This window comes from Pedobacter sp. AC402, assembly GCF_979252805.1.
The window spans coordinates 106,385-128,708 of the sequence record NZ_CEEDAI010000001.1 but is presented as its reverse complement, the minus strand read 5'-3'; the positions used below and the strand labels follow the sequence as shown (position 1 = coordinate 128,708).

The window sequence follows — 22,324 nt, the reverse complement described above, 5'->3', positions numbered from 1 at the left end:
GCTGGTGGGCATAGTTTTTAGAATTATTTATTTGTTATCTCTGTAATCGGCTCCCCTACGGTTCCGTTTGGTGTTTGAATGTGGAGCAGAGCAGCCAGGGTAGGTGTAATGTCTGTCATGTAGTGCATTTTGTTTGTTGCACCAGCTTTAATTCCCCATCCCATAAAAACCAATGGAATGTGTGAATCGTATGGATTCCAGTTTCCGTGAGTTGTTCCTGTACTGCTACCGTTAAACCAGTTTGGCTGTAATACGTAATAGATATCGCCGCTTCTACGGGCATTGTATCCATTGGTGATCATTTTTTTCTGAATTTCCTGCAAAGTAGACTGTGATATTTTAGCAATATCAACTGCATTTTGAAAACCATCTAATCTTTTTAAGAATTCTACAGAAGCTGATTTGATTACATCGAAGCTAACATCGCCTTTATCGGTTTTTTCGTGATCAAAAATAATTTGATTGTTCTGAGATTTCAAAACGACGTTGTTTACCTTAAATTTATCGTTCAGATATGTATTTAGCTTTGTTGCAACATCCCTGTCGCTCACCACACCTGAAGGTAATTTGTTCTCTTGCATAAATCCGGGTACATGTGCTGCACCATGATCGGCAGTTAAAAATACAGTATAGTTTCCTTTACCAACTTTTTTATCCAGGTAGTTAAAGAACTCTTCAAAATCTTTGTCTAAACGCAAATACGTATCTTCAGCTTCTATCGAATTCGGACCATAAGCATGACCTACATAATCGGTTGAGGAGCAACTTACCGCAAGGAAATCGGTAATGTTGTCCTGACCTAAATCTTCAGAAAGGATGGCCAGTTTAGCTAAATCCAAAGTGATGGTATTGCCATACGGCGTGCTTCTGATGGCATCATAGTTTTTATCAATATTTTGGGTAAGCTGATGTGGAAAAGTGCTCATTTTACCTTCATAAGCTTTCTCATCAGCTGTACTGTTTACGTAGGTGTTAATTGGATAAAGTGTTTCCCAGTTTTTTGCATAAAACTTATTCGCTAATTTTAGCTTGTTGTAATCTGCAATCCAGGTTGGTACTTCTTTCATGTAATAAGTGCTTGTAATCCAGTTTCCGGTGCTGCCCTGATACCAGTATGCCGCATTTGCTGCATGCCCGGCAGGAAGAATTGAGCCTCGATCTTTTAATGAAATGCCTATTACCTTTCCTCTAAAATTTGTGGCTAACCTCAATTCATCGGTAATGGTTGTTGTTAACATATTTTTAGGAGACATATTTCCTTCTGATGAAGGTGTACTGCCCACGGTTGATACTGAAGAATCTTCCGTACAATAAACATTCTTTTTGGTTTCCGGATCGTACCAATCGTTACCAATAATGCCATGTACCGCAGGCACTGAACCGGTGTAAATACAGGTATGGCCGCAGGCGGTGTAGGTTGGAGTATAAGGAATAAATGTATTTTCTACAGAAAAACCTTCATTAATTAATCTTTTAAAACCTCCGTTGGTATATCGGTTATAATAACGGTAAAGGTAATCCCAACGCATTTGATCAACCACCAGGCCAACCACTAATTTTGGGCGTGAAACTTCTGCAGGAAATGCCTTAGGCTGTGCTGAAATGGTCTTTTTAGTTTGGGCTGAGGTGAAAGCGATTGAAAAAATAGAAATGGAAAAGATTAGACAAGATATTTTCTTCATTGTGTTTTTGTTAAACGGCTAAAGTAATAAATTTAGGTAAAGCTACTTTGAAGTTTATGTAAAGATTTTATATCGCTTCGGCCACTACAAATGTGCTTCCGCCAATAAAAACCAGGTCATTAACTCCGGCAGATTGAATCGCAGTTTCTTTTGCTTTAACTACTGATGGATAACTGTTTCCTTCCAGATTAAATGAATTTGCCTGTTTTTTTAGTTCGTCAGCTGCCAAACCCCTTTCTAAATCTGGTTTGCAAAAATAATAAGTGGCATGTTTAGGCATCAGCGATAAAACTTTGGAAATGTCTTTATCGTTTACCATCCCGAAAACAATGTGCAGGTTTTGATAAGGCGTTTGATTTATATTTTTGATTACTTCTGTTATGCCGGCTTCATTGTGCCCGGTATCGCAAATAACCAATGGATTTTTACCTAAAGTTTGCCAGCGGCCTTGCAGACCGGTTTGTTTTTTAACCTGAATGATTCCTTTATAAATCGCGTTCTGATCGGTTTTAATATCAGTTTCATTATTAAGTACTGCGAGGGTTTCTAAAACGGTTAAAATGTTTTTATGCTGGTAAACGCCGGTAAGATCACTTTGCAGGTTTTTGTATTTGATATTATTTCCCTGATAGATGGATAAGGTTAGTTTATTGTGCTTTATTTTAAAATCTTTTGCACTTAATATCGCGTCGGCAAAAACGATTGGTGCACTCAATTCTTTTGCTTTGGTAATGAATACCGGAGCTGATTCTTCCTGTGTTTCGCCAATAACAACTGGAATATTTTTTTTGATAATTCCTGCTTTTTCACCTGCAATTTCGATGAGTGTATTGCCAAGCATATTCATATGATCGAGGCTAATGTTGGTAATAACCGAAATTTCGGGCGTGATGATATTGGTAGAATCCAACCTTCCGCCTAAACCCACTTCAATTATGGCTACATCTACCTCGTGTTTTGCAAAATGATCGAATGCCATGGCAACGGTTACTTCGAAGAATGAAGGTTCGGTCTTCTCGATTAGTTTTTGTTGTACTTTAACAAATGATACGACTTCTGTTTTGCTAATCATTTTTCCATTAATGCGGATGCGCTCACGGAAATCTTTTAAATGCGGAGAAGTGTATAGTCCGGTTTTATAGCCTTGCGATTGTAGTACTGAAGCCAACATGTGGGAGGTTGATCCCTTTCCATTTGTACCAGCCACATGGATGCTTTTAAATTTATGCTGAGGGTTACCCAAAGCTTCGCAAAGAATTATGGTATTGGTTAAATCTTTTTTGAATGCAGATGCGCCAACGCGGGTAAACATGGGAAGTTTACTGTATAAAAAATAAAGCGTTTGTTGGTAGTTCATAATAGGTGTCAAATATAAGTCGACTGGAGTTATTATGGAACGAATTGGGAAGATTTTGTTAATATATAATAATGGTCTGTGGGGACACAGACCAAGGATATGATATAAGCGATCATCTTGCTGAATTTATTTCAGCATCTTTAGGAATAAAAAATGGTCTGTGGGGACACAGACCATGGATGTGTTTGCAAGCTATCGTGTTGCTGAATTTATTTCAGCATCTTTAGGAATAAAAAATGGTCTGTGGAGATACAGACCATGGGTATATTTTGTAAGCTATCATCTTGCCGAATTTGTTTCAGCATTATTTTACCTCACCTTGAAGTTAAACATTACAATTCCGGTTTGCACATCGGGTGCCGATTCTAATTTATTTAAACTAGCTCCCAATACCGCCTGTTCGCATTTCCGCCATAGTGCTAAATCAGATAGGGTAGTACCTTTTGCCCCTGCACGGGCCTGAACCACTTTACCATTTTTATCTACACGGATTTGAACGGCAATTTTTCCTGCACTTTGTCCATCATCCTGTATCCTGGGGATATCAATAAATTTTCTACTGGCCAACGAAAGCTGAACATTTCCATTTCCGGAGCCGCCTTCGCCATAATTAGATGCTAATGGATCACCATCTTTATCGCCCTGGTTACCTGGCGTTTTTCCGGTTCCATCACCCTGGCCCTGGCCTGTGTTCTTTTTACCCTTGTAAAGCGCATTCTGGTTAATTACGGGTTTGGCAGGTTTATCTTCGGTTATCGGTGTTGGTGCAGCCTTAGTTGGTTGTTTTGTAGGCTTGGTATTTACGGCTATCGCATCTTCGGTATTTTGTGTTTGCACTTCTTTATCGCTACTTTCGGTAGAGGTGGTTGGTATAACTTTTTCTTCAGGCGTTACTTTTTCAGGTGGTTTTCCATTCGCGTTCGGATCTGCTGATGGCTCTTCAATACTGGTGTAATCATCGCCCATACCTTCTGCTGAAGTTCCATAATTTACAACCATTCCGCCCATACCCACTTCTTCAGGTGGCTGGAAAGAACCAATCACGATAAAAAAGCTGATCAACAATAAAAAGCCCATAATTCCGCTTGCTATTGCAATGGCTTTTGGGTAATTATTTTCCTCGTTAGGTATTTGTGCTTTGTAGTTCATTATTTTTTAGGCTCAACGGCTACAACAAGTTTCAACTTTAATTTATTGGCAATATCGTTTACCACAAATCCATCCTGATAAGTCACATTGCGCGAAACATATAAAAGGATCGTCATATCAGGTGCCAGTTTTTGGTACGATGCCAATGTAGGCTCTAATTCTTCAATACTAACTGGTTTCTTTTCAACGAAATATTTAAGGTTTTCGTCTATGGTAACCGTTACTGCTTTTTTGGCGGTAGATTGTTGTCCGCTTGAAGATTGTGGCAACAATAGTTTAACTACTGTAGGATTTACCACAGCTGAGGCCAATAAGAAAAACAGCATCAGGAAGAACATAATATCGTTCAACGCTGAAGTATGTACTTCTACCGATCCTTTTGTTCTCTTGCGTAAATTCATTATTTGCCTGGTTCTTCTAGTAAATCAATAAAATCAATTGCATCGGTTTCCATTTTAAGAATGATTTTTTCAACCATAATGTTTAAAATGTGGTACAATACGTATGCGATGATACCGATAATCAATCCAGTTGCCGAGGTAATCATTTTGGTATATAAACCGCCCGAGATGGTACCGATTTCGATAGCACCTTTTATTGATACCTGGTGGAAAATGGTAATTACCCCCACAATTGTTCCTACGAAACCAAGCATTGGTGCAATACCCGCAACAATACCCAATATGCTAATGTTTTTTTCCAATTTTGAAACTTCCAATTTACCTACATTTTCAATTGCACCTTCAATATCTTTAATCGGGCGGCCAATGCGTTTTAAACCTTTTTGCAACATGCGCGAAAGGGGTGAATTGTTGTTTCTTAAAAGTGACATTGCACCATCTAAATTTCCCGATTGGATATAAGACCTGATCTGTCCCATTAGGTTTGATTCGTCTTTAGTTGCTTTTTTAATGGTTAAATAACGTTCAACAAAGATGATTAGGGCTAAAAAAGCTAGAAAAGCCAGTGGAATCATTACCCAACCGCCTTTAAAAAGCAGATCTATAAAATGAAGTTCTGGCTGTGGTTGTGTTACTGCTTGGTTAACCGCATTTGCTGTGTCTTGTAATGCTTGTGTGGTGTCCTGAATTAATAAAGTTATCATTATGGTTGTGTGTTGTTAGATTCTTGTTGTACGAAATACCCTTTTCCCTTTAATTTTTTCTGTAAAATTTCCTTTTGTTCTTTCGCTTCTTTTTCTGTTTTGTAACTGGCTATACTTACTTTTTTTAAACGGCCAGGTACTTTTGCAATTTCGGCTTTTAAACCGATTTTTTCCATTTGTTTAATAAACACAAGTGCTTTTTTCTCCGATTGGAAAGAGGCTGCAATAACGTAGAACGTAGAAGGACCTGGGTTTGGTACAATTTTATTTTCTTTTGGTGTTTCAACAGGTAGAGCCGTTACTGGTTTTTCAACTGTTTTAACGTTAGTTTTTTTTACGGTATCTGCTTTTTGCTGAACCTGATTGGCCTTTAAAATACTGTCGGTTTTAGCTATCGAATCTTGCTTTGCCTTTAAAGTATCTACAGCAACTTTTGGCGAATCTACAACAGTTTGTGCCGGTTTTGCAGGCTCAGCAATTTGACTGGAGAATAATTCGGGTTTAACCAGATAAGTTATCGCTGCTATAACTGCCAAAGCTAAAATTGCAATGGTGATCATTAACCAGGTAGACATGCCTTGCCTCGTATCACCTCCATGTTCAATCGGATCATGGCTAAAACGGTTTGGGTGTTCGGCATGTTGTTCTTTGATAAAGGCAGGGGCTTCAATTACAGGTTCTTCTTCCTTGGTTTCTTCATCTAAATTGATATAAGTTTTAGGCTCCTCTGTTTCTGAGCGAAGTGAAAAACGGCTTGGCGTATCTTTTGGTGCAAGAATTGTTTCTATTACTTCAGGATATTCATCATGCTGTGCATTGTCTGATTCAGGTGTTTCAATTATATGATGCGTTGCTGCAATATTTTCTACCTCAGATTCTGGTGTATGCCCAAAACGGTTCGGGTGTTCTTCATGCTGAATTATAATAGATTCTGGTACTTCTACTTCTTCAGTATCACTGGTTGCCTCAACTGTATTTTCAATCTCAGTTATTTCATTTTCTGCATTTGTAGGAACAATATTTTCTACCTCCGATTCTGGAGTATGACCAAAACGGTTTGGATGTTCCTCATGCTGATTTACAATCGACTCCGGAACCTCAACTTCATCAGTATGTTCTGCATTGTTCTGATCCTCAGTAGTTTCAATAGCATGGTGTTCTGCGGCAATATTTTCTGATTCCGATTCTGGCCTATGACCAAAACGGTTGGGGTGTTCTTCGTGTTGTTCTTTTATAAATTCTGGTGCCTCAACAACCTCTTCCGTATGTTTTAAGGTGTTTTTAAGGTCATCTTTAACTTCATCAAGTTCGATATTCTCGATAACAGGGGGTTGATAAGATTTATTTCCAAAAGGTGAAGGGGCAACGGGTGCTTCGGCAATTTCGTCGTAAACTTCTTCATCTTTTTTAGGTAAACTGGTAGTTACTTCATCAGTAGCGGTTTCTGCCAATGATGGTAGTCCATAAAATTCAGAACCATAGTTCATGTTTTTTACCGGTTCGAAACCTATTCCCTGTTCGGTGAAAAATAATCGTCCGGTATATTCAAGTTCGGCTTCGTGGTTTAATTCCAGTTTCTGATTTACTTCCTCAACAAACTGTTCGATATAGTATTTGGCACTATCGGTTGAGATATTTCTTTTTGCAGAGATGAAATCAGCTAAGGCTGCTTCTTCAGTTAAATCCGTAGCAAACTGCAGGGTATATCCAGGAGGTAAAAACGTTTGTTTTTCCTTATCGTATCTTCCTGGGTATTTCTTCTTATAGAAGGTGCCCAAGCCGGTAATACCAACTTCTTTGCGTTGCTGCAAGAGTTCTAACAGGTATGATAAGATATCCATTCGGGTAAAATTAAGCGTTTTAAAATTAAAAAATATATTCTACCTTCAAATAGTGTCTATTGATGTTGTTACGCACCATATTCCAAAAAGGGGACAAAAACGGTTACAGTTTTATTGTTATAATCATGAAGTTTCATAGTTTTTATAACCTCTTAGCTGTATCCGTGCAAAGATAACGGTTACAAAGATAGAAATGGTATGCTAGTAAGCAAATGGCTAAATCGATATAATGCCGAATGGCATGGTACGCAATAAGATGGGGGGAATAAAAAAGTAGGACAGCTTATGCCGCCCTACTGCTTGTATTTATAGCGATTACTGATTTATTAAATTATCTCTCTTACTTATAAGTATAAGGATTTACCTGTTAAGGTGTGTATGTAGTGGTTTTGCCACCATATAAGTTGCTTGATATGCTTGATAAATAAGTATGCACATCGCTGTTGGGTAAATTATAATAAAGGTAAATTCCATAACCATTATTTACGGTTTGGGTGGCTAAAGATGCTGCTGTAGATGAACTGGTAGCCTGAATATCTATTGCTGCCGGGCCAAGATTTGCTTTTGCCAATCCGGGTACATTTGGAACAGAATAACTTCCGTAAATGGCATTCCAGCTATAGTTTACTTTAGATCCTACGGTAACTCCGTTATATGATAATCTTGAAGCAGCCGGGCCATAGAAGTAAAATGAAATGATTTTATTCGGCAGTAGTGATCTTAATGCTGTTACCAGGTATACAAATGAACTGAAGTTTGGCTGGCCTGTACCATTGTTGCCCATATTCTGCATATTCATCATCAAAATCAATACCATCAAGGCCATAAGTGTTAACAGCATTTGCCAATTGTTGCGCAAAGGCCTGTGCCGAGGCTTGTGATGTGAAATTACAAAAACCTGCACCCTGGTGGTTACCCAAAATGGAAAGCAACACTTTTATGCCTTTGTCTTGTAAAGGTTTAATGTAGGTTGTTTTATTGTTCAAAACATTGGAAACATTTGTGTTAAAAAACAATTCAGCTTTTTGAGTTGAGGTGTTGTAATTGATGTTGGCAGCAAAAATAATCGCAATATCGAACAACTGTTGCCCGGTAGAAAGTTTGTATTTTCCTACGTTTCGGATATCGGCATTGTTTACTTCTACATAACATACACCTTTTGGACCGGTTACACCGATTGCCGATGGTGATGCGGTTGATTCTTTTTTAGCCGGACCAGTTAAGGTTTCATCTTGGGTAATGTCTTTTTTCTTACAGCCGCTGATAGAAACGGTTAAAAAGAATGCAATGGCTAGTGCAGCATTTTTGCATGTTAACAATTTGGTAGTTGTCATAATTTTTGTTTTAAATTGGTTAGAAATTGATTGTAATCGCTACAAACAGGTTTTTATGAAGGAGAGATATTTATTTTTACTGATATTCATCCCATAACATAGGTTTTTGAAGGATGGATTTGCTTTTTCAGTGCAATTAAATAAATGTAAATGTGTAAGTAAGGGGGAATTGAGTTTACAGCAGTACGCCGAAAACAGTAAGTTTTCTCATAGGTTTAAAAATTTTGGTTAGAAATTGGTTTGATATAAAAAAGGTAGGATAACTTTCGTCATCCTACCTGGTATTGTTTGTGTGTTAAAAATTGCCTTTGTTTACATCCCACCATAATCTTGGTGCCACCATTATCAGGGCCACCAAGCAAAGTAACGGCTTTACGTACCTCATCTTTGTTTCCGTTTCCAAATTCTGCCGTTGGGTATGGCAACCTGCGAATCTGTACTTGGGTATTAATTGTACCGCCGCTGTTGTTGTTGGCTACTGTAAACAGTTTTGGATAGCCAGTTCTGCGGAAATCAGCCCAAGCCTCAGCTCGCGTCAGGAAAAGTAGCTAACCATTTTTGTGTAATAATGCGTTCTAATTTTACTTCATTAGATGCAGTTCCATCCCATTTAACAGTAATGGTACTTGCTGCAGCCGCATTGTTAGCCGGGTTTTTTGGATCTACATAATCAGTTGGTTTACCTGTGCTATTGTTTAGGTAGTTGCTGATGTTGGCATTCCATTGTTGCATTGATGTAGTAATACCGGTTTCATAATTGGTCTGTGCATCTCCGGCACCTGTCCAGCCGCGTAAAGCAGCCTCAGCTTTTAAAAACCAAACTTCGGCAGCCGTCATTAATATTTGCGGTGCTTTTTGTCCGATAGGTGCTTTTGAGTTATCTGGAGTAGAAGAATTCAAACTTGAATAGGTTTTATAACCAGCTTTACCTAAACCATTAAAAGAGGTATTGGCTCCTGATCTGATTCCTACAAACTGCCTAGCAAACAGTGGATCAGTTGCTGGCGTACAGTATATCGGTAATCGAGGATCAGTATAACCAACCATATATGATTGTAATGCAGCACCCATTGCGTTATCTCCATCGTAATTTACCGTTACATTCCAAAGGTCGTTGTTTCTATTACCCGATTGGGCAACTGCGGCATTATCAGCTGGTACGGTCATTAATCCACCTGTTGCAGCCATTGCTTTTTCTGCCTGCAACTTTGCTGTAGCCGGATCAACTTTAACAATGCGCATGGCCAAACGTAACCTTAACGAATTGGCCAATTTAAGCCATTTGGCAACATCGCCACCATAAACTAGATCGCCAGTGTCGTAATATGCTTTCTTACCCGGATTGGCTGTGATAAAAGCTTGAAGATTATTTGCCGCTGTATCAATCTGTTTAAAAAATTCGGTATAAACCGTTTTCTGGTCGTCGTAAGGTTGAGAAATTAACGATTTACCTGCTTGTGTATACGGAATTGGGCCAAATTTATCAGTTACCCTATCCATTGCAATTACCTGTACCAAAAGAGATATTCCCCATGATTCAGGCGAGGTTGTTTTCAACGGAGATATGGCAATTTTAGAAATCGGCGCCATTACATTGGTGTATTGGTCGTTAAAACCTGTTTCATTCCATCCGTTATTAAGCGAATAGTTCATGTTGTTAATACCTCCACCAAATGGTGTTGGAGGCATCATATAACCACTAAACACATCAGAACTTAAATTCTGAGCAATTTGATAGTTGGAAAATATATTTTGCTGGATGGGGCCGATTGCCGATCGCAATAATGCTAAACTCTGCTCGGTTGTTGGTAAATTATCGTTGGTGTTAAAACTTTCGAAGTTTTTCTTACAGCCCTGGTTTAAACCTGCTACGGCTAAAAGTAAAATTAAAGACAAGCCTTTAATTTTATGTTGTGATAAATGATATATCGATTTCATGTTTGTTGTAATTAAAATATAACATTAAGGTTAAAACCAAAACTTCTGGTAACCGGTTGGTTAAAAACATCTATTCCTGATAAACCATTACCGGTAGACATGGTTACTTCTGGATCGTATGGGGCTTTTTTGTAGAAGTAAAACAGGTTTCTACCAATTAGCGAAAGACGCATGCTTTTAAATGTTCCTTTCAAAGGTAAGTTGTAACCTATTGAAGCTTCGCGCAAACGAACCACGGTAGCACTGTAAACATATTCTCCGGTTACACCGTTTCTATCACCTAAGAAAGAATAATAGCTTTGGGGATTAATGGTAGCCGAAACTGCTTTTCCGCTGGCATCTACACCATCAATTTTAACACCACCTTGCGCGCGCGCATCGCCTGATGCTTTTGAAGCACCAGCCTGATCCATCAATGCTTCGGTTAGCGAAAGAACTTTACCGCCATATTTACCATCTACCAGAAAGCTTAAGCTGAAATCCTTATAATTAAAACTGTTGTTCCAACCCAACTGAAATTTAGGGTTTGCATTTGCAATCAGACTATAATCATTGCTTTTAACCGGAAAGTAAGAACTTGCAGTTGTTCCATCGCCACTTAATAGGATACGGCCATTTGCATCTCTTTGTAAAGTATAGCCATAAATGTCGCCATAAGATCCACCGGCTGCAATGCGAGAGATATACGCATTGTTGCCACCACCTGTTAAATCAATCGAATTTAGACCTTGTGAAGCAGCAACATCAATAATTTTGTTTCTGTTTAGTGATCCGTTTATAGCGGTATTCCAGTTCAGGCCATCTCCTTTTAATACATCTGCCTCCTAAAGTAAACTGTATACCCTGATTTTGAACATCGCCTGCATTTAAATAGCCCGTAGCTACCAGGCCAGAAGGTGCTGGTTTAACCGGTATATATTGATTTTTAGTGTTTGTTTTATAATAGGTAAAGCTAAAGTTTAAGCGGTTGGCCAGAAAACGCATGTCAGTACCAATCTCAAATGATTTTGTTCTTTCTGGTTTTAACTCAGCAAATGCCCTGTTGGTGTTAATGTTAAGTGCACCGCCATTACCCAAAGTATTTTGAATAAAGGTTAAATAAGGTGGCACGGTATTACCCACTTCGGCATAAGTACCCCTAATTTTGGCATAGGTAATAGCTTCTGGCAGTTTAACCATTTGTGATACAATAAATGATAAGCCTACCGATGGATAGAAATAAGAACTATTTGGTGTATAGGCAAGGTTTGATGACCAGTCGTTTCTACCTGTTAAAGTTAAAAAAGCCCAATCTTTGTACGATAAGTTGGCATTTGCAAATACAGCTTGCAACTGGCTGTGGAAAGCATCATTTGCTTTAGTGGTATTTAATACATCTGAAGTGTAAGTACCTGCATTTGCTACAATAGTATTATTTGGTGTAAATAAATCAACAGCAGATAAATCGCCTGCTAAAGATAATCCATTTGTTTTCTGATCGTTGATGCTACCACCAATTAATCCGTTAATTTTGAAGTCTGATCCTTTTAATGGCACAGTAACATTTAATATCGCGTCGGCATATTTTTGAACATAAGTTTGCGTGTTCTGCGATAAGTATCCTTTACCGTTTGAGTTAAAGTTTCCGTTGATACCAGAATAACGTCTGTTCTCGAAATCATCAGTAGTACGGTCTATATTTCCCCTTACCTGAAGGTTTAACCATGGTGTAAACTCATATTTCATATTTCCACTTAATAAGAAGCGGTTTCTGATGGCTGTATTTGGGTTTAAATTGGTTAAAAACCATGGGTTCTGACTTAAATCTGTCGAACCACCTAACCAGTTCTGGCGTGCTGTACCCACATTGCCGGCAAGCAGATAATTATCTTTGTAAGGTGTAATGTCGACACCTCTAGGGAAAAGATACAATCCAACCAATGGGTTGTTGTACAAACCAATTGATGGGCTATTGTTGATGCGTTGGTTAATATAACTCACATTTCCATCAACAGTTAATTTATTGTTTAGAAACTTGGCAGTTTCGCGCAGGTTAATATTATGCCTGTTTAACTTGTTACCTTCTTGTATACCGCTTGCATAAGTATTGGCATAAGAAAAGTAAGTTTGTGCGATTTCAGACCCGCCAGAAAAATTGATTGAATTGGTTGCATTTGTTCCCGTTTGGAAAAACTGATCAAGGTTATCAGTCGCATTGCTGATTGCACCTCCCCAGCTGTCGCGTGTTTTGTCAGATGCAGGGCCATAACTGTTTTGGAATTCGGGTTTGTACGCAATTTTATCAAAAGTTAAACTCGATGAAAAACCAATCTGCGTTTTACCTGCTTTACCTTGTTTAGTGGTAATTAAAATTACACCATTTTGCGCTTGGCTACCATAAAGGGCCGCAGCCGATGCACCTTCAAGCACGGTTAAGCTTTCAATATCATCAGGATTTAGGTTCGATATACCATCACCACCATCCTGGCCACCACCAAAAACACTGTTCTGTTGTGCATTGGCATTACCGTTATTGCTGATGGGTACCCCATCAATTACATATAAAGGCTGGTTATTACCGCTTACTGAACGGCTTCCCCTTAAAATTACTTTAGCCGAACCACCAACACCTGAAGAACTCGGACTAATCGTCATCCCGGCAACTTTACCATTTAACGAATTTACCAGGTTGGGGCTTTTCACTTTATTCCATTCTTCTCCAGATACCTGTTGAGTGGTATAAGTTAAAGATTTCTCTGATCTTTTAATCCCTAATGCTGTAACCACAACGGTTTCAAGATTTTTAGAATCCGGGGTTAAAGATACATCAAGAGTGCTTTGCGTGCCAACGGTAACTTCTTTGCTCTGGTAACCGATAAATGAAAACACTAACACATCGCCTGTTTTAGCTGCAATGCTATATTGGCCTGATGTATTGGTTTGTGTTCCACCTTGTGCGCCTTTAACGGTAATGGTTGCACCCGGTACCGGATTTCCGGCTTCATCTTTTACTGTTCCTTTAATTACATCCTGATAAACGGAATGATAAGAAACTGCACGTTTAAAATGATCTGCTGGTGTAGCTGCATACAGACCTGCCGATGCATAAAGCAACAAGCATGTGAGCTGTAAAGATTTTTTCATATTCATTATGAATAAATTTGAATAAGTATTTGGTTAATTGTTTGCCGCCCTCCGAATTTCCATTCTTAGGGTTTTATAGTGAAGAGCATTTTGTTTGCACAAATTGCCTACAAGGAAATTGAATTATTTTAAAATAAATTTTTGTCATGGTTTTTCAACTGTTTCTTTAGCCTGGGCGGCCCAACAACCTGCCGCGCCAAGCAGCGCTGCATCTTCATTCAGTTTAGAAATATGGATTGGAACATTTATTCCCTGCGATAGAAGATATTTAAGTACATGGGGTATAAAACGATCGGAAGCATTGGCAATGTTGCCACCTATAACTATTGCTTCTGCGGCATTTTTCTGTTGAAAATCTTTAAGGAAAAGACCCAGGTTATGGCCAAATTCATTAAATATTTTCCTGATGGTTTGGCTGTCACTGTAAAGCAGCGTGAGCTCGCGAACGTTTAAAATGTTTAGTCCGGTAAGTTCATAATAGCGTTTTAAAAACCAACGGGTAGAAAGATAATCTTCTGCCATCCCGTCTAAAAAAGGCGAACACCAGAGGTTGGCATCGTTAACTTTCCCTTCGGTATATACTGCACTTCCTAAACCCGTACCCAGTGTAATGCCAATAAGGTTCTGATAAGATCTTGCTTCGCCTGCAAATATTTCGCCTGCTAAAAAGCATGAAGCATCATTGCTCATCAAAATCTGCTTGCGGTTAATCTGGAGTTCACTGGCCAGCATTTCTTTTACATCAAGGCCATAAAAAGCAGCATATTTATCATTCCCGGCGATATAAGAAATTCCGTTTTCATAATCAAAGGGCCCTGGCATGGCAATGCCCAGGGTGCCGATTTCCATATTAACTTTTTTATAGGCCAGTTTAATTGCCGTGCACCAGGTATGTATAATCTGTTCGGTTGTACCATGAGAATCAACACGCTCGCGGGTAAAGGAGTTTTTAAGGATATTGCGCTGCTGCATATCAATTACTGCCGCTGTAATGTGCGAGCCGCCGATATCAATGCCCAGTACATATTTATTTTTATTCATTGTATTCTGCTTATATAGATCTATAAATGGCTGGTGCCAGAGTACTGCACCACTAATAAGAATCCTTTTTAATGTTGAATTGCCTACAGCTGGAACATTTTTTTATGAAATATTTTTTATTACCTTACATTTGATTCTAAAACTAACCAAGTTGAAAGCAGGGAAGCCAGATCTAGTCGTTTTATGGAATAAGATTTGCCTCGAAGATGACCTTAAATCTTTTGAGCAGCTTTACCGCTTCCTCTACAGCAGGCTATTAAAGTTTTCTGTTTACTATGTGGTTGATAAGCAGGCAGCAGAAGATCTGGTTACCGAAGTATTTGTAAAATGCTGGGAAAACCGTGCAACAAGCACCCATGTGCTTAACCCTGAAAGTTATTTCTTTATTGCAGTTAAAAATCAATCGCTTAAATACATTAAAAAAAATTCTTCTGTTACGTTTATCGATTTAGTAGATGCTGAAGACGATTTGCAGGTGAGTATGGAAACGCCAGTTTACCTCATGGAAACCAAAGAACTGCATAAACAGCTCGATAAGGCAATTGCAGGTTTAGCACCGCAGGCTGCAACCGTTTTCAGGTTGATTAAGGAAAGTGGAATGAAATATAAGGAAGTGGCAGAGCTGCTTAATATTTCGCCACGTACAGTGCAAACCCAATTGTTCAGGGCCATTGCAAAGTTACGGTTGGTGTTACAACCTTTGCACGAGAAAGGAAATGATGAAAAGAAGCTCGGAAAATTAATCTCACTGATTATATTAGGGGGTACTTTATCTTTTTTATATTTTTTGTAGGCAATTTTAACATAAAAAGGAACATACAATAAAGGACGGAAAAAAAATGACAGATCAAAGATTTACAGAATTGCTTGGAAAACAATTGGCTGATGAAATATCATCAGATGAATCTGTTGAACTGAAAACTATTTTAGCAGAAAGTACTGCGCACCGATCTGAATATGAAAAGTTGCAAAGCTATTTCGATGCCGTAAGTACTACAGATGAAAATATGGATTCTGTTTTTGAAAAGATTAAAGCGCAAATTCATGTTCCTGCAGAGGCTGGTTTAAATGTTGTTAAGCGTAATAGTTACAGCATCTGGCTTAAAGTAGCTGCTGTAGCGGCCATTGTTTTGGCAGGCTTACTGGTATACAATAAAGCAGCTGTTTTTTTTAATCATAACAATTTACCAACCTTAACACAAACAACAACCAAGGCTGCTGAGGTAAAAACGATTGTACTTGCCGATGGTTCTACCGTTAAAATAAACTCGGGCAGCAGTTTGAAATATCCTGCACATTTTACTGGCAATACCAGGAATGTTTACCTTTCGGGAGAGGCTTTTTTCGATGTAAAAAAAGATCCTAAACATCCTTTTATTGTACACACCGAGCAACTTGCGGTAAAAGTACTGGGCACTGCATTTGATGTTAAAGCGTACCGGGATGATGCCTTTACCGAAACTACATTAATCAGGGGAAGGATTTCCATCACACTTAAGCACAATAGCACAACAAGTTTTATATTAAAGCCAAACGATAAATTTACCTTTGCAAATGGGAAAGCAAATATGAGTAAGCTTAGCCATTACGATGGAACAGGAGCAAACCGGGTAATAGAAACGGCGTGGACAAACCACGAGCTGATTTATAAAAATAACCGTTTCGATGAAATAGCCAAACTTTTCGAGCGTTGGTATGGCATTAATATATCTTTTAAAGAACCTGAACTGAAAACGGTGAGATTTACCGGCTATGTAGATAAAGAAACTCTTGATGAAGCGTTGAATGTTTTAAAATCGATTGAAAACTTCAATTATTCGATAAAAGGTAAAAATGTGTACATCTATCGCTAGCACAATAAGTTAAGCCGCGTATATTTGTAGCCATGAATTTTGCGCAGCGGCTTATATTGTTAATTGGATTGATTTTTCCGCTGGGTGTACAGGCGCAAACCAAGGTTACCTTAAACTTTACCAATGCCAGTTTTGAACAGGTAATTGAAGAAATACAGCAACAAACAGTTTATCATTTCGCTTACGGCGAATCTAAAATTCCAAAACACCAGGTAAGTATTAAGGTCGAAGAGGAAGAGGCCGTAAAGGTAATCGATCAGCTGCTGTTTGGGAGTGGTTATACTTATTCCGTTTTGCCCAACAACCTGATAGTGATCAGAAAGTATACAGAGGGCAAGGCTGGAGATAGCGTACGTTTTTTAAAAGAAGTGGTAATTACTGCTTTGGGCATAGAAAAAGATAACCAGAAAGTGGGCTTTGCTTTAACCACGATTAAAGGCTCATCCATTGCCAAAGCGCGCGAAAGTAATATGATTATGGCCTTGCAGGGTAGGGTAGCAGGTTTAAATATTACCGGGGTAAACGGTGGTCCCGGTTCTGCTGCGCGTGTACTGATCCGTGGGGTTTCGAGTATGACAGCTGCTTCGCCATTATTTATTGTAAATGGTGTACCAATTGATAACAGCATCAGAGGGAGTGCAAACGAATATGGTGGTGCCGATTATGGTGATGGTATCAGCAACATCAATCCCGATGACATTGAAACGATAACGATTTTAAAAGGTTCTGCGGCTTCAGCACTATATGGTGCCAGGGCTGCAAATGGGGTAATACTCATTAACCTTAAAAGTGGTGGCGAAAATGCTGAGCCGAAGCTCGAATACAATGCCAACCTCTCTTTCGATATTCCGGTAAATGCTACTGATTTCCAATATATTTATGGTCAGGGAATGCAGAATAAACGTCCGGCCGATTTATACAATGCCATTTCTACAGGTTTGTTGAGCTGGGGTGAAATGATGGATGGTAAATTAACGCCCCAGGTAGATGGTTCAATGCGGCCTTATTCGCCGGTAAAAAATAACATCCAAACTTTCTACCGTACTGCCTCCTGCTTTCATTAACACGCTTTCTGTTGTGGGCGGAAATACAAGGAACAATTACCGGGTTTCGGTTTCCAACCTGGATTACAATTCTGTTTTAAGCAACGGTGCACTAAACCGTAAAACGTTTAACCTTTACGGTACAGTGGCCCTAAGTAAGCATTTATCGCTAAGCCTTACAGGGAATTACATCTACGAAAGAAACAAAAATAAGAGCTACCTGAGCGATGGTCCTTTAAACCCCAATTATGGTATTTCAGCATTGGCAACCAGTTTGGATCAATCCATCCTGGCACCTGGCTTCGATGCCGTAACAGGTTTCGAAACTCGTTGGAATGCAGATGAATACAAAACAAATCCTTATTTTTTGATGAATAAACAGGCCGATTATGCCAATCGGAACCGCTACATCACATCTGCTGTGTTAAAATATCAGCTGGCCAGTTGGGCATCACTTCAGGGGCGGATTGGTTATGATTCGAGCAAGGATGAAGTGGTGAGTATTTTACCTACAGGCACAGCTTTCTCCATCAACAGGCAAGGGGGAATTAATGCATACGATCAAAACCATACTTCAGAACTTAACAGTGATGTTTTGTTCAGTGCCAGCCAAAACTTAAGCGATAAACTTAACGTAGAACTTTCAATGGGTGCCAACTACCGCGAAAGAAAAGGGAACAGTGAAAAGTTAAAAGGCTCTCAATTCAAGGTTCCTTATCTGTATGTTCCCGAAAACCTGATTACCAGTACCAAAACCCTCGCCATTTCGAGGATTGTAACAGAATCGGCTTATTACACGGCAGATTTGAGTTATAATCGTATCCTCAATTTATCGGTTACGGGGCGTTATGATATTTATTCTACCCTGCCGGCCAATAACCGCGGTATTTTTGTGCCAGGTATATCGGGCAGTTTTATATTTTCAGACTTATTGAAAATGAAAGGTTTGGATTTTGGTAAACTGCGGATTGATTTTGCCAAAACCAGTGGCGAACCCATTGTTCCTTATACTACGCAGATCTATTATACGGTAGATAACCAGGTTAATGGTATTCCTATTGGTGGCTTTTCGGGCGATTTGCCCAATTATAATTTAAAGCCTTTTACACTGAATGAGATAGAAGCCGGCCTCGACCTTAAGTTTTTTAACAGCAGGCTTGATGTAGATTTTACATATTTCAACCGGCTTACGCACAACGAAATCATCAATGCCAAACAATCAGTTACTACAGGTTTTACTTCTGCTTACGTTAACCTTGGCGAAACCCGCAATGCTGGCATAGAGGTGGCTTTGGGTTACTCACCAGTGCTAACCTCGAACAGTAAATGGCAGATTAACTTAAATGTAACCAAGGTAAAAAATACCTTACGCGCTATCGATGGCAATAGTAATTATACACTTACCGGTACATACAGGCCATTAAATGCCAATACCGCATTGGTAGTGGGCAAACCGATTACGCAAATTATGGCTTACGATTACCAGCGCGATGACAGCGGGAACATAATTATTGGCTCTGATGGGATACCCAAGCGTGGCAATTTTATCCCCATGGGTGGTACCATGCCTACTTTGTATGGCGGTATAACCAATAGCTTCAGTTATAAACAGTTTAATTTTTCATTCCTGATTGATTACCGTTTTGGAAATAAAATTTTATCGGCAACAGAATATTATAGCTATGTACTTGGTTTAAACAAGGCCACTTTAATTGGCAGGGAAACTGGTATTGTTGCTGATGGTGTGTTGGAAAATGGCCAGAAGAATAATATAAATGTTCCGGCTTATGCTTACTACCCTGAACTGGCCACCAATATTTCGGCACTGGCGGTGCTTAACGGAAGTTTTATTAAGTTAAGACAGGCCACATTGGGCTATACTTTCAGCAATAATTTTTTAAAAAGAACACCTTTCAGCAGTATTGGGATTGATCTTGTGGCGCGCAACGTACTTACTTTGCTTAAATACACCAAAAATATAGATCCTGAATCGCAATTTTCACCAACACTTGGCTATGCTGGTATTGAGGGGGCTTCGTTGCCTGCCACACGTAGCTTTGGGATTAATTTTAACTTTAAATTTAAATAATGATGAGCAGGATAAGGATCTATTTTATTGGTTTGCTATTATTATTTTTAGCTAGCAGTTGTTCTAAAGAAAAGCTTGATGAAATTAATACCGACCCCACCAAACTTACTGAAAACAATTACGATCCGAACAGCCTGCTGGCCCAGGCACAACTTAAATATGCTAACCTGGGTTATTACCAGCTGCTGTACCAAAGTACCATGATGCAGTTACTGGCATCAAGTTATTACTATTATAATAATGGCGATAAATACATCAATGTTGGCAGCTTTACCGATTACCAGGGGCGAATTTTCGACGAGGGTTATGCCGATGCTTCCTACATCAGGGAAATGCAGCGACTGGCAAAACTTAAAGATCCGGCAGCTTATCAAAACCTGATTGCGATAGGTGATATTATGTATGTGCTGGTTTTGCAAAGGATTACCGATACCTATGGAGATGTGCCGTATTCGCAAGCGGTTAAAGCGATGCAGGGCATAAAATACCCAATCTACGACCGTGAGGAAGATATTTACACCCAAATGCTCAACGATCTTGAAGTCGCTACCGCCCAACTTGATGCTGATAAGCCTGCCCCAAGCGCAGATCTTTTTTATAAAGGCGATATTGTAAAGTGGAAAAAATTTGGTTATTCTTTAATGCTCAGGGTTGCAATGCGGTTAACAAAAGCTGATGCGGCTAAGGCTAAATTATGGGCAGAAAAAGCTGCGGGCAAAACCTTTGGCAGCATAAACGATAATGCAATTCTGTTAACTGATGCTTCTTCTTTTAACAGCCAGAATGGTACATCCCTTGCCTTAAGAACGTATTCGGATTACCTGGAAGTACGTTGGAGCAAAACGCTGATAGATCAGCTAAAAAATACAAACGACCCAAGGTTGGGCATAATTGGTGAGGTGCCGAAAGATGGATTGGCCAAAAATGCAGATCAGAACCTGAGCGGCAACACAGATCCGGCTGTTCAGTTGGGGATGCCAAACGGATATGATCTGCAGGGTGGGGCTACAGACATTAGTCATTCTCCTGATTATCCTGGTGGAACGGGAAATGGGAGTGATTTTGCACCACTGGGTAAATATTCGAGACCGCGTACCGAAATGTACCTGAAACTTGGAGGTCCGATTTTTATTTTGAGCTTTGCCGAAACAGAGTTTTTGCTTGCCGAAGCAAAGGTGAGGGGTTGGAATATTGACGGGACAGCAAAATTGCATTATACGAATGGATTAACGGGAGCGATACAGTCGCTTGCCCAACTTGATCCTTTAGCTGCGGTTGATGCCAATAAAATTACCGCATTTGTAACCCAGAACCCGCTTGATGAAAGCAATAGCGAAAAAGCTTTAGGTACCATTAATACGCAATATTGGGTAGCTACAGGTACTAATTTTAATTTTATAGAAGCTTGGTTAAATTGGAAAAGGAGCGATTATCCTAAACTTATTCCTACAAATTACAAAGGCAACGTTACCAATGCGACCATTCCACGCCGGATGATATACCTATCAACAGAGGTACTGAACAACCCTCAGAATTATAAAGATGCTGTGGCCAGGATAGCGGGAGGAGACGTGCTTACCGCTAGGGTTTGGTGGGATAAGTGATAAATTAACTGACACTTCAAAACTAGCTACTGCAACTTAAAAACTATATGTAATATATAGTTCTCGTTTATAATGAGAAGTGAGGAGATTTGCATTTCTAATGCGATAAGATAATTTCTCGTGTAAGATTTTTCTATTGGTCGTGTCTCACCGACCAAGAAAGAAAAGTTAAGACGTGAACACGCGTAGAGATTTAGTGAGTAAAGATCTAGCTAATGCATTACGATTCCCGCATGCGCGAGAATGACGACCGCAAGTTAAAACTGAAAAGATTGCTTCAGCTCGCTCTCCCCCAGCTTCGCATTGACGGATTTAACGCATTCCCTGCATCATGCTATTTAAACCCCCGCTATCTGCTCCCTGCATTCCGGCATAGGAAATGATGGATGGAGAAAACGTTAAAGCTTTATCAATACCTTTCCTTGCATCGTTGCATTAAGGCAGCACACACTTTCCGCCCCCTTCGGCGGAACTTTTGCTGACGACCAAAAAGCTTTAACGAATTTATCCGACATCAGTTCCAAGCCTTGATTTTTGGTTACCTTTTTATCAAGAAAAAGGTAAAAGCCCTTCGGTGGCCAACCGAGGCAAGCCAGAGCGGAGCGAAAACATTACGATTTCCGCATGCGCGAGAATGACGACCGCAAGTTAAAACTGAAAAGATTGCTTCAGCTCGCTCTCCCCCAGCTTCGCAATGACGGATTTAACGCATTCCCTGCATCATGCTATTTAAACCCCCGCTATCTGCACCCTGCTTTCTGCTCCCTGTTATCCGGCCTAGGAAATGATGGAAGGATAAAACGTTAAAGCTTTATCAATACCTTTCCCTCCATCGTTGCATTGAGGCAGCACACACTTTCCGCCCCCTTCGGCGGAACTTGTGCTGACGACCAAAAAAGCTTTAATGAATTTATCCGACATCAGTTCCAAGCCTTGGGTTTTTGTTACTTATGGGCCAAGCCAAAAGTAAGAGCCCCTCGGTAGCGGTGAACCGAGGCAAGCCCGAGCGGAGCGAAAACATTAAGGGTTCCCTCATTTGCGAGAATGACGAATTTATATTGTCCCACAACATTTTAAACAGCAGGAAAGGTGCTGAAATAAATTCAGCATGACGATCGCCTTAGGCATAGCGGGCAAACATGTTTGTAAAACATAGCTACGGCAT

18 protein-coding genes are annotated in these 22,324 nt (G+C 39.6%); 5 read left to right on the top strand and 13 right to left on the bottom strand.

Features of this window, described 5'->3' with window-relative positions; all coding sequences use genetic code 11:
• Positions 1–23 precede the first annotated feature (23 nt).
• From pafA to AC0IWE_RS00500, 13 genes are all read right to left on the bottom strand, one after another.
• A complete protein-coding gene (gene pafA / locus AC0IWE_RS00560) occupies positions 24–1,682 on the bottom strand; it encodes an alkaline phosphatase PafA (protein WP_471791514.1) in 1,659 nt (552 codons plus the stop codon).
• A gap of 67 nt (positions 1,683–1,749) precedes the next feature.
• Positions 1,750–3,039 carry a bifunctional folylpolyglutamate synthase/dihydrofolate synthase gene (locus AC0IWE_RS00555; RefSeq protein ID WP_471791513.1) on the bottom strand — a complete coding sequence of 430 codons (1,290 nt, stop codon included), beginning with the start codon at positions 3,037–3,039 and terminating at the stop codon, positions 1,750–1,752.
• A 309-nt stretch (positions 3,040–3,348) separates the two neighbouring features.
• The gene (locus tag AC0IWE_RS00550) at positions 3,349–4,188 is read right to left on the bottom strand and encodes an energy transducer TonB (protein ID WP_471791512.1); all 840 of its coding nucleotides are present in this window, start codon (positions 4,186–4,188) and stop codon (positions 3,349–3,351) included.
• On the bottom strand, positions 4,188–4,589 hold the full coding sequence (locus AC0IWE_RS00545; RefSeq protein ID WP_025144642.1) for an ExbD/TolR family protein: 402 nt from the start codon (positions 4,587–4,589) through the stop codon (positions 4,188–4,190). Before AC0IWE_RS00545 ends, AC0IWE_RS00550 begins: the two co-directional genes overlap by 1 nt.
• A complete protein-coding gene (locus AC0IWE_RS00540) occupies positions 4,589–5,293 on the bottom strand; it encodes a MotA/TolQ/ExbB proton channel family protein (protein WP_055906534.1) in 705 nt (234 codons plus the stop codon). Before AC0IWE_RS00540 ends, AC0IWE_RS00545 begins: the two co-directional genes overlap by 1 nt.
• Entirely contained in the window at positions 5,293–7,134 is a 1,842-nt protein-coding gene (locus tag AC0IWE_RS00535) for an HU domain-containing protein (protein WP_471791511.1), read from the bottom strand. The genes AC0IWE_RS00540 and AC0IWE_RS00535 overlap by 1 nt, the downstream gene beginning before the upstream one ends.
• 367 nt (positions 7,135–7,501) lie before the next feature.
• Positions 7,502–7,918, bottom strand: coding sequence for a glycoside hydrolase family 18 protein (locus AC0IWE_RS00530; RefSeq protein WP_471791510.1), 417 nt, complete (start codon positions 7,916–7,918; stop codon positions 7,502–7,504).
• Complete coding sequence (locus tag AC0IWE_RS00525) at positions 7,836–8,468, bottom strand: glycosyl hydrolase family 18 protein (protein WP_471791509.1); 633 nt, start codon at positions 8,466–8,468, stop codon at positions 7,836–7,838. Before AC0IWE_RS00525 ends, AC0IWE_RS00530 begins: the two co-directional genes overlap by 83 nt.
• Before the next feature lie 269 nt (positions 8,469–8,737).
• Positions 8,738–8,956 (bottom strand): SusD/RagB family nutrient-binding outer membrane lipoprotein, encoded by a 219-nt coding sequence (locus AC0IWE_RS00520; RefSeq protein WP_471791688.1) that lies wholly within the window; start codon positions 8,954–8,956, stop codon positions 8,738–8,740.
• A gap of 37 nt (positions 8,957–8,993) precedes the next feature.
• Positions 8,994–10,406, bottom strand: a complete 1,413-nt coding sequence (locus tag AC0IWE_RS00515) for a SusD/RagB family nutrient-binding outer membrane lipoprotein (protein ID WP_471791508.1) — start codon at positions 10,404–10,406, stop codon at positions 8,994–8,996.
• A gap of 11 nt (positions 10,407–10,417) precedes the next feature.
• A complete protein-coding gene (locus AC0IWE_RS00510; protein WP_471791507.1) occupies positions 10,418–10,918 on the bottom strand; it encodes a hypothetical protein in 501 nt (166 codons plus the stop codon).
• Positions 10,919–11,150: 232 nt separating this feature from the next.
• Positions 11,151–13,529, bottom strand: a complete 2,379-nt coding sequence (locus AC0IWE_RS00505) for a SusC/RagA family TonB-linked outer membrane protein (protein WP_471791506.1) — start codon at positions 13,527–13,529, stop codon at positions 11,151–11,153.
• Between the two features lie 144 nt (positions 13,530–13,673).
• Positions 13,674–14,570: an ROK family protein gene (locus AC0IWE_RS00500; protein WP_471791505.1), complete on the bottom strand. Its 897-nt coding sequence runs from the start codon at positions 14,568–14,570 to the stop codon at positions 13,674–13,676.
• Positions 14,571–14,700: 130 nt separating this feature from the next.
• Between AC0IWE_RS00500 and AC0IWE_RS00495 the strand changes: the two genes are divergently transcribed.
• Genes AC0IWE_RS00495 through AC0IWE_RS00475 form a run of 5 tightly spaced genes read left to right on the top strand, consistent with a single transcriptional unit; the run spans position 14,701 to position 21,159 of the window.
• On the top strand, positions 14,701–15,363 hold the full coding sequence (locus AC0IWE_RS00495; RefSeq protein WP_471791504.1) for an RNA polymerase sigma-70 factor: 663 nt from the start codon (positions 14,701–14,703) through the stop codon (positions 15,361–15,363).
• A 46-nt stretch (positions 15,364–15,409) separates the two neighbouring features.
• A complete protein-coding gene (locus AC0IWE_RS00490; protein WP_471791503.1) occupies positions 15,410–16,423 on the top strand; it encodes a FecR family protein in 1,014 nt (337 codons plus the stop codon).
• A gap of 32 nt (positions 16,424–16,455) precedes the next feature.
• Positions 16,456–17,487 (top strand): STN domain-containing protein, encoded by a 1,032-nt coding sequence (locus AC0IWE_RS00485; protein WP_471791502.1) that lies wholly within the window; start codon positions 16,456–16,458, stop codon positions 17,485–17,487.
• Positions 17,488–17,500: 13 nt separating this feature from the next.
• Positions 17,501–19,555 (top strand): SusC/RagA family TonB-linked outer membrane protein, encoded by a 2,055-nt coding sequence (locus AC0IWE_RS00480; RefSeq protein ID WP_471791501.1) that lies wholly within the window; start codon positions 17,501–17,503, stop codon positions 19,553–19,555.
• Positions 19,555–21,159, top strand: coding sequence for a SusD/RagB family nutrient-binding outer membrane lipoprotein (locus AC0IWE_RS00475; RefSeq protein ID WP_471791500.1), 1,605 nt, complete (start codon positions 19,555–19,557; stop codon positions 21,157–21,159). The genes AC0IWE_RS00480 and AC0IWE_RS00475 overlap by 1 nt, the downstream gene beginning before the upstream one ends.
• Positions 21,160–22,324 lie beyond the last annotated feature (1,165 nt).

Excerpts from the sequence above, each read along its gene's own strand:
- pafA (WP_471791514.1), bottom strand. The coding sequence starts at position 1,682 with ATGAAGAAAATATCTTGTCTAATCTTTTCCATTTCTATTTTTTCAATC.
- AC0IWE_RS00555 (WP_471791513.1), bottom strand. The coding sequence starts at position 3,039 with ATGAACTACCAACAAACGCTTTATTTTTTATACAGTAAACTTCCCATG.
- AC0IWE_RS00550 (WP_471791512.1), bottom strand. The coding sequence starts at position 4,188 with ATGAACTACAAAGCACAAATACCTAACGAGGAAAATAATTACCCAAAA.
- AC0IWE_RS00545 (WP_025144642.1), bottom strand. The coding sequence starts at position 4,589 with ATGAATTTACGCAAGAGAACAAAAGGATCGGTAGAAGTACATACTTCA.
- AC0IWE_RS00540 (WP_055906534.1), bottom strand. The coding sequence starts at position 5,293 with ATGATAACTTTATTAATTCAGGACACCACACAAGCATTACAAGACACA.
- AC0IWE_RS00535 (WP_471791511.1), bottom strand. The coding sequence starts at position 7,134 with ATGGATATCTTATCATACCTGTTAGAACTCTTGCAGCAACGCAAAGAA.
- AC0IWE_RS00530 (WP_471791510.1), bottom strand. The coding sequence starts at position 7,918 with ATGGGCAACAATGGTACAGGCCAGCCAAACTTCAGTTCATTTGTATAC.
- AC0IWE_RS00525 (WP_471791509.1), bottom strand. The coding sequence starts at position 8,468 with ATGACAACTACCAAATTGTTAACATGCAAAAATGCTGCACTAGCCATT.
- AC0IWE_RS00515 (WP_471791508.1), bottom strand. The coding sequence starts at position 10,406 with ATGAAATCGATATATCATTTATCACAACATAAAATTAAAGGCTTGTCT.
- AC0IWE_RS00505 (WP_471791506.1), bottom strand. The coding sequence starts at position 13,529 with ATGAAAAAATCTTTACAGCTCACATGCTTGTTGCTTTATGCATCGGCA.
- AC0IWE_RS00500 (WP_471791505.1), bottom strand. The coding sequence starts at position 14,570 with ATGAATAAAAATAAATATGTACTGGGCATTGATATCGGCGGCTCGCAC.
- AC0IWE_RS00490 (WP_471791503.1), top strand. The coding sequence starts at position 15,410 with ATGACAGATCAAAGATTTACAGAATTGCTTGGAAAACAATTGGCTGAT.
- AC0IWE_RS00485 (WP_471791502.1), top strand. The coding sequence starts at position 16,456 with ATGAATTTTGCGCAGCGGCTTATATTGTTAATTGGATTGATTTTTCCG.
- AC0IWE_RS00475 (WP_471791500.1), top strand. The coding sequence starts at position 19,555 with ATGATGAGCAGGATAAGGATCTATTTTATTGGTTTGCTATTATTATTT.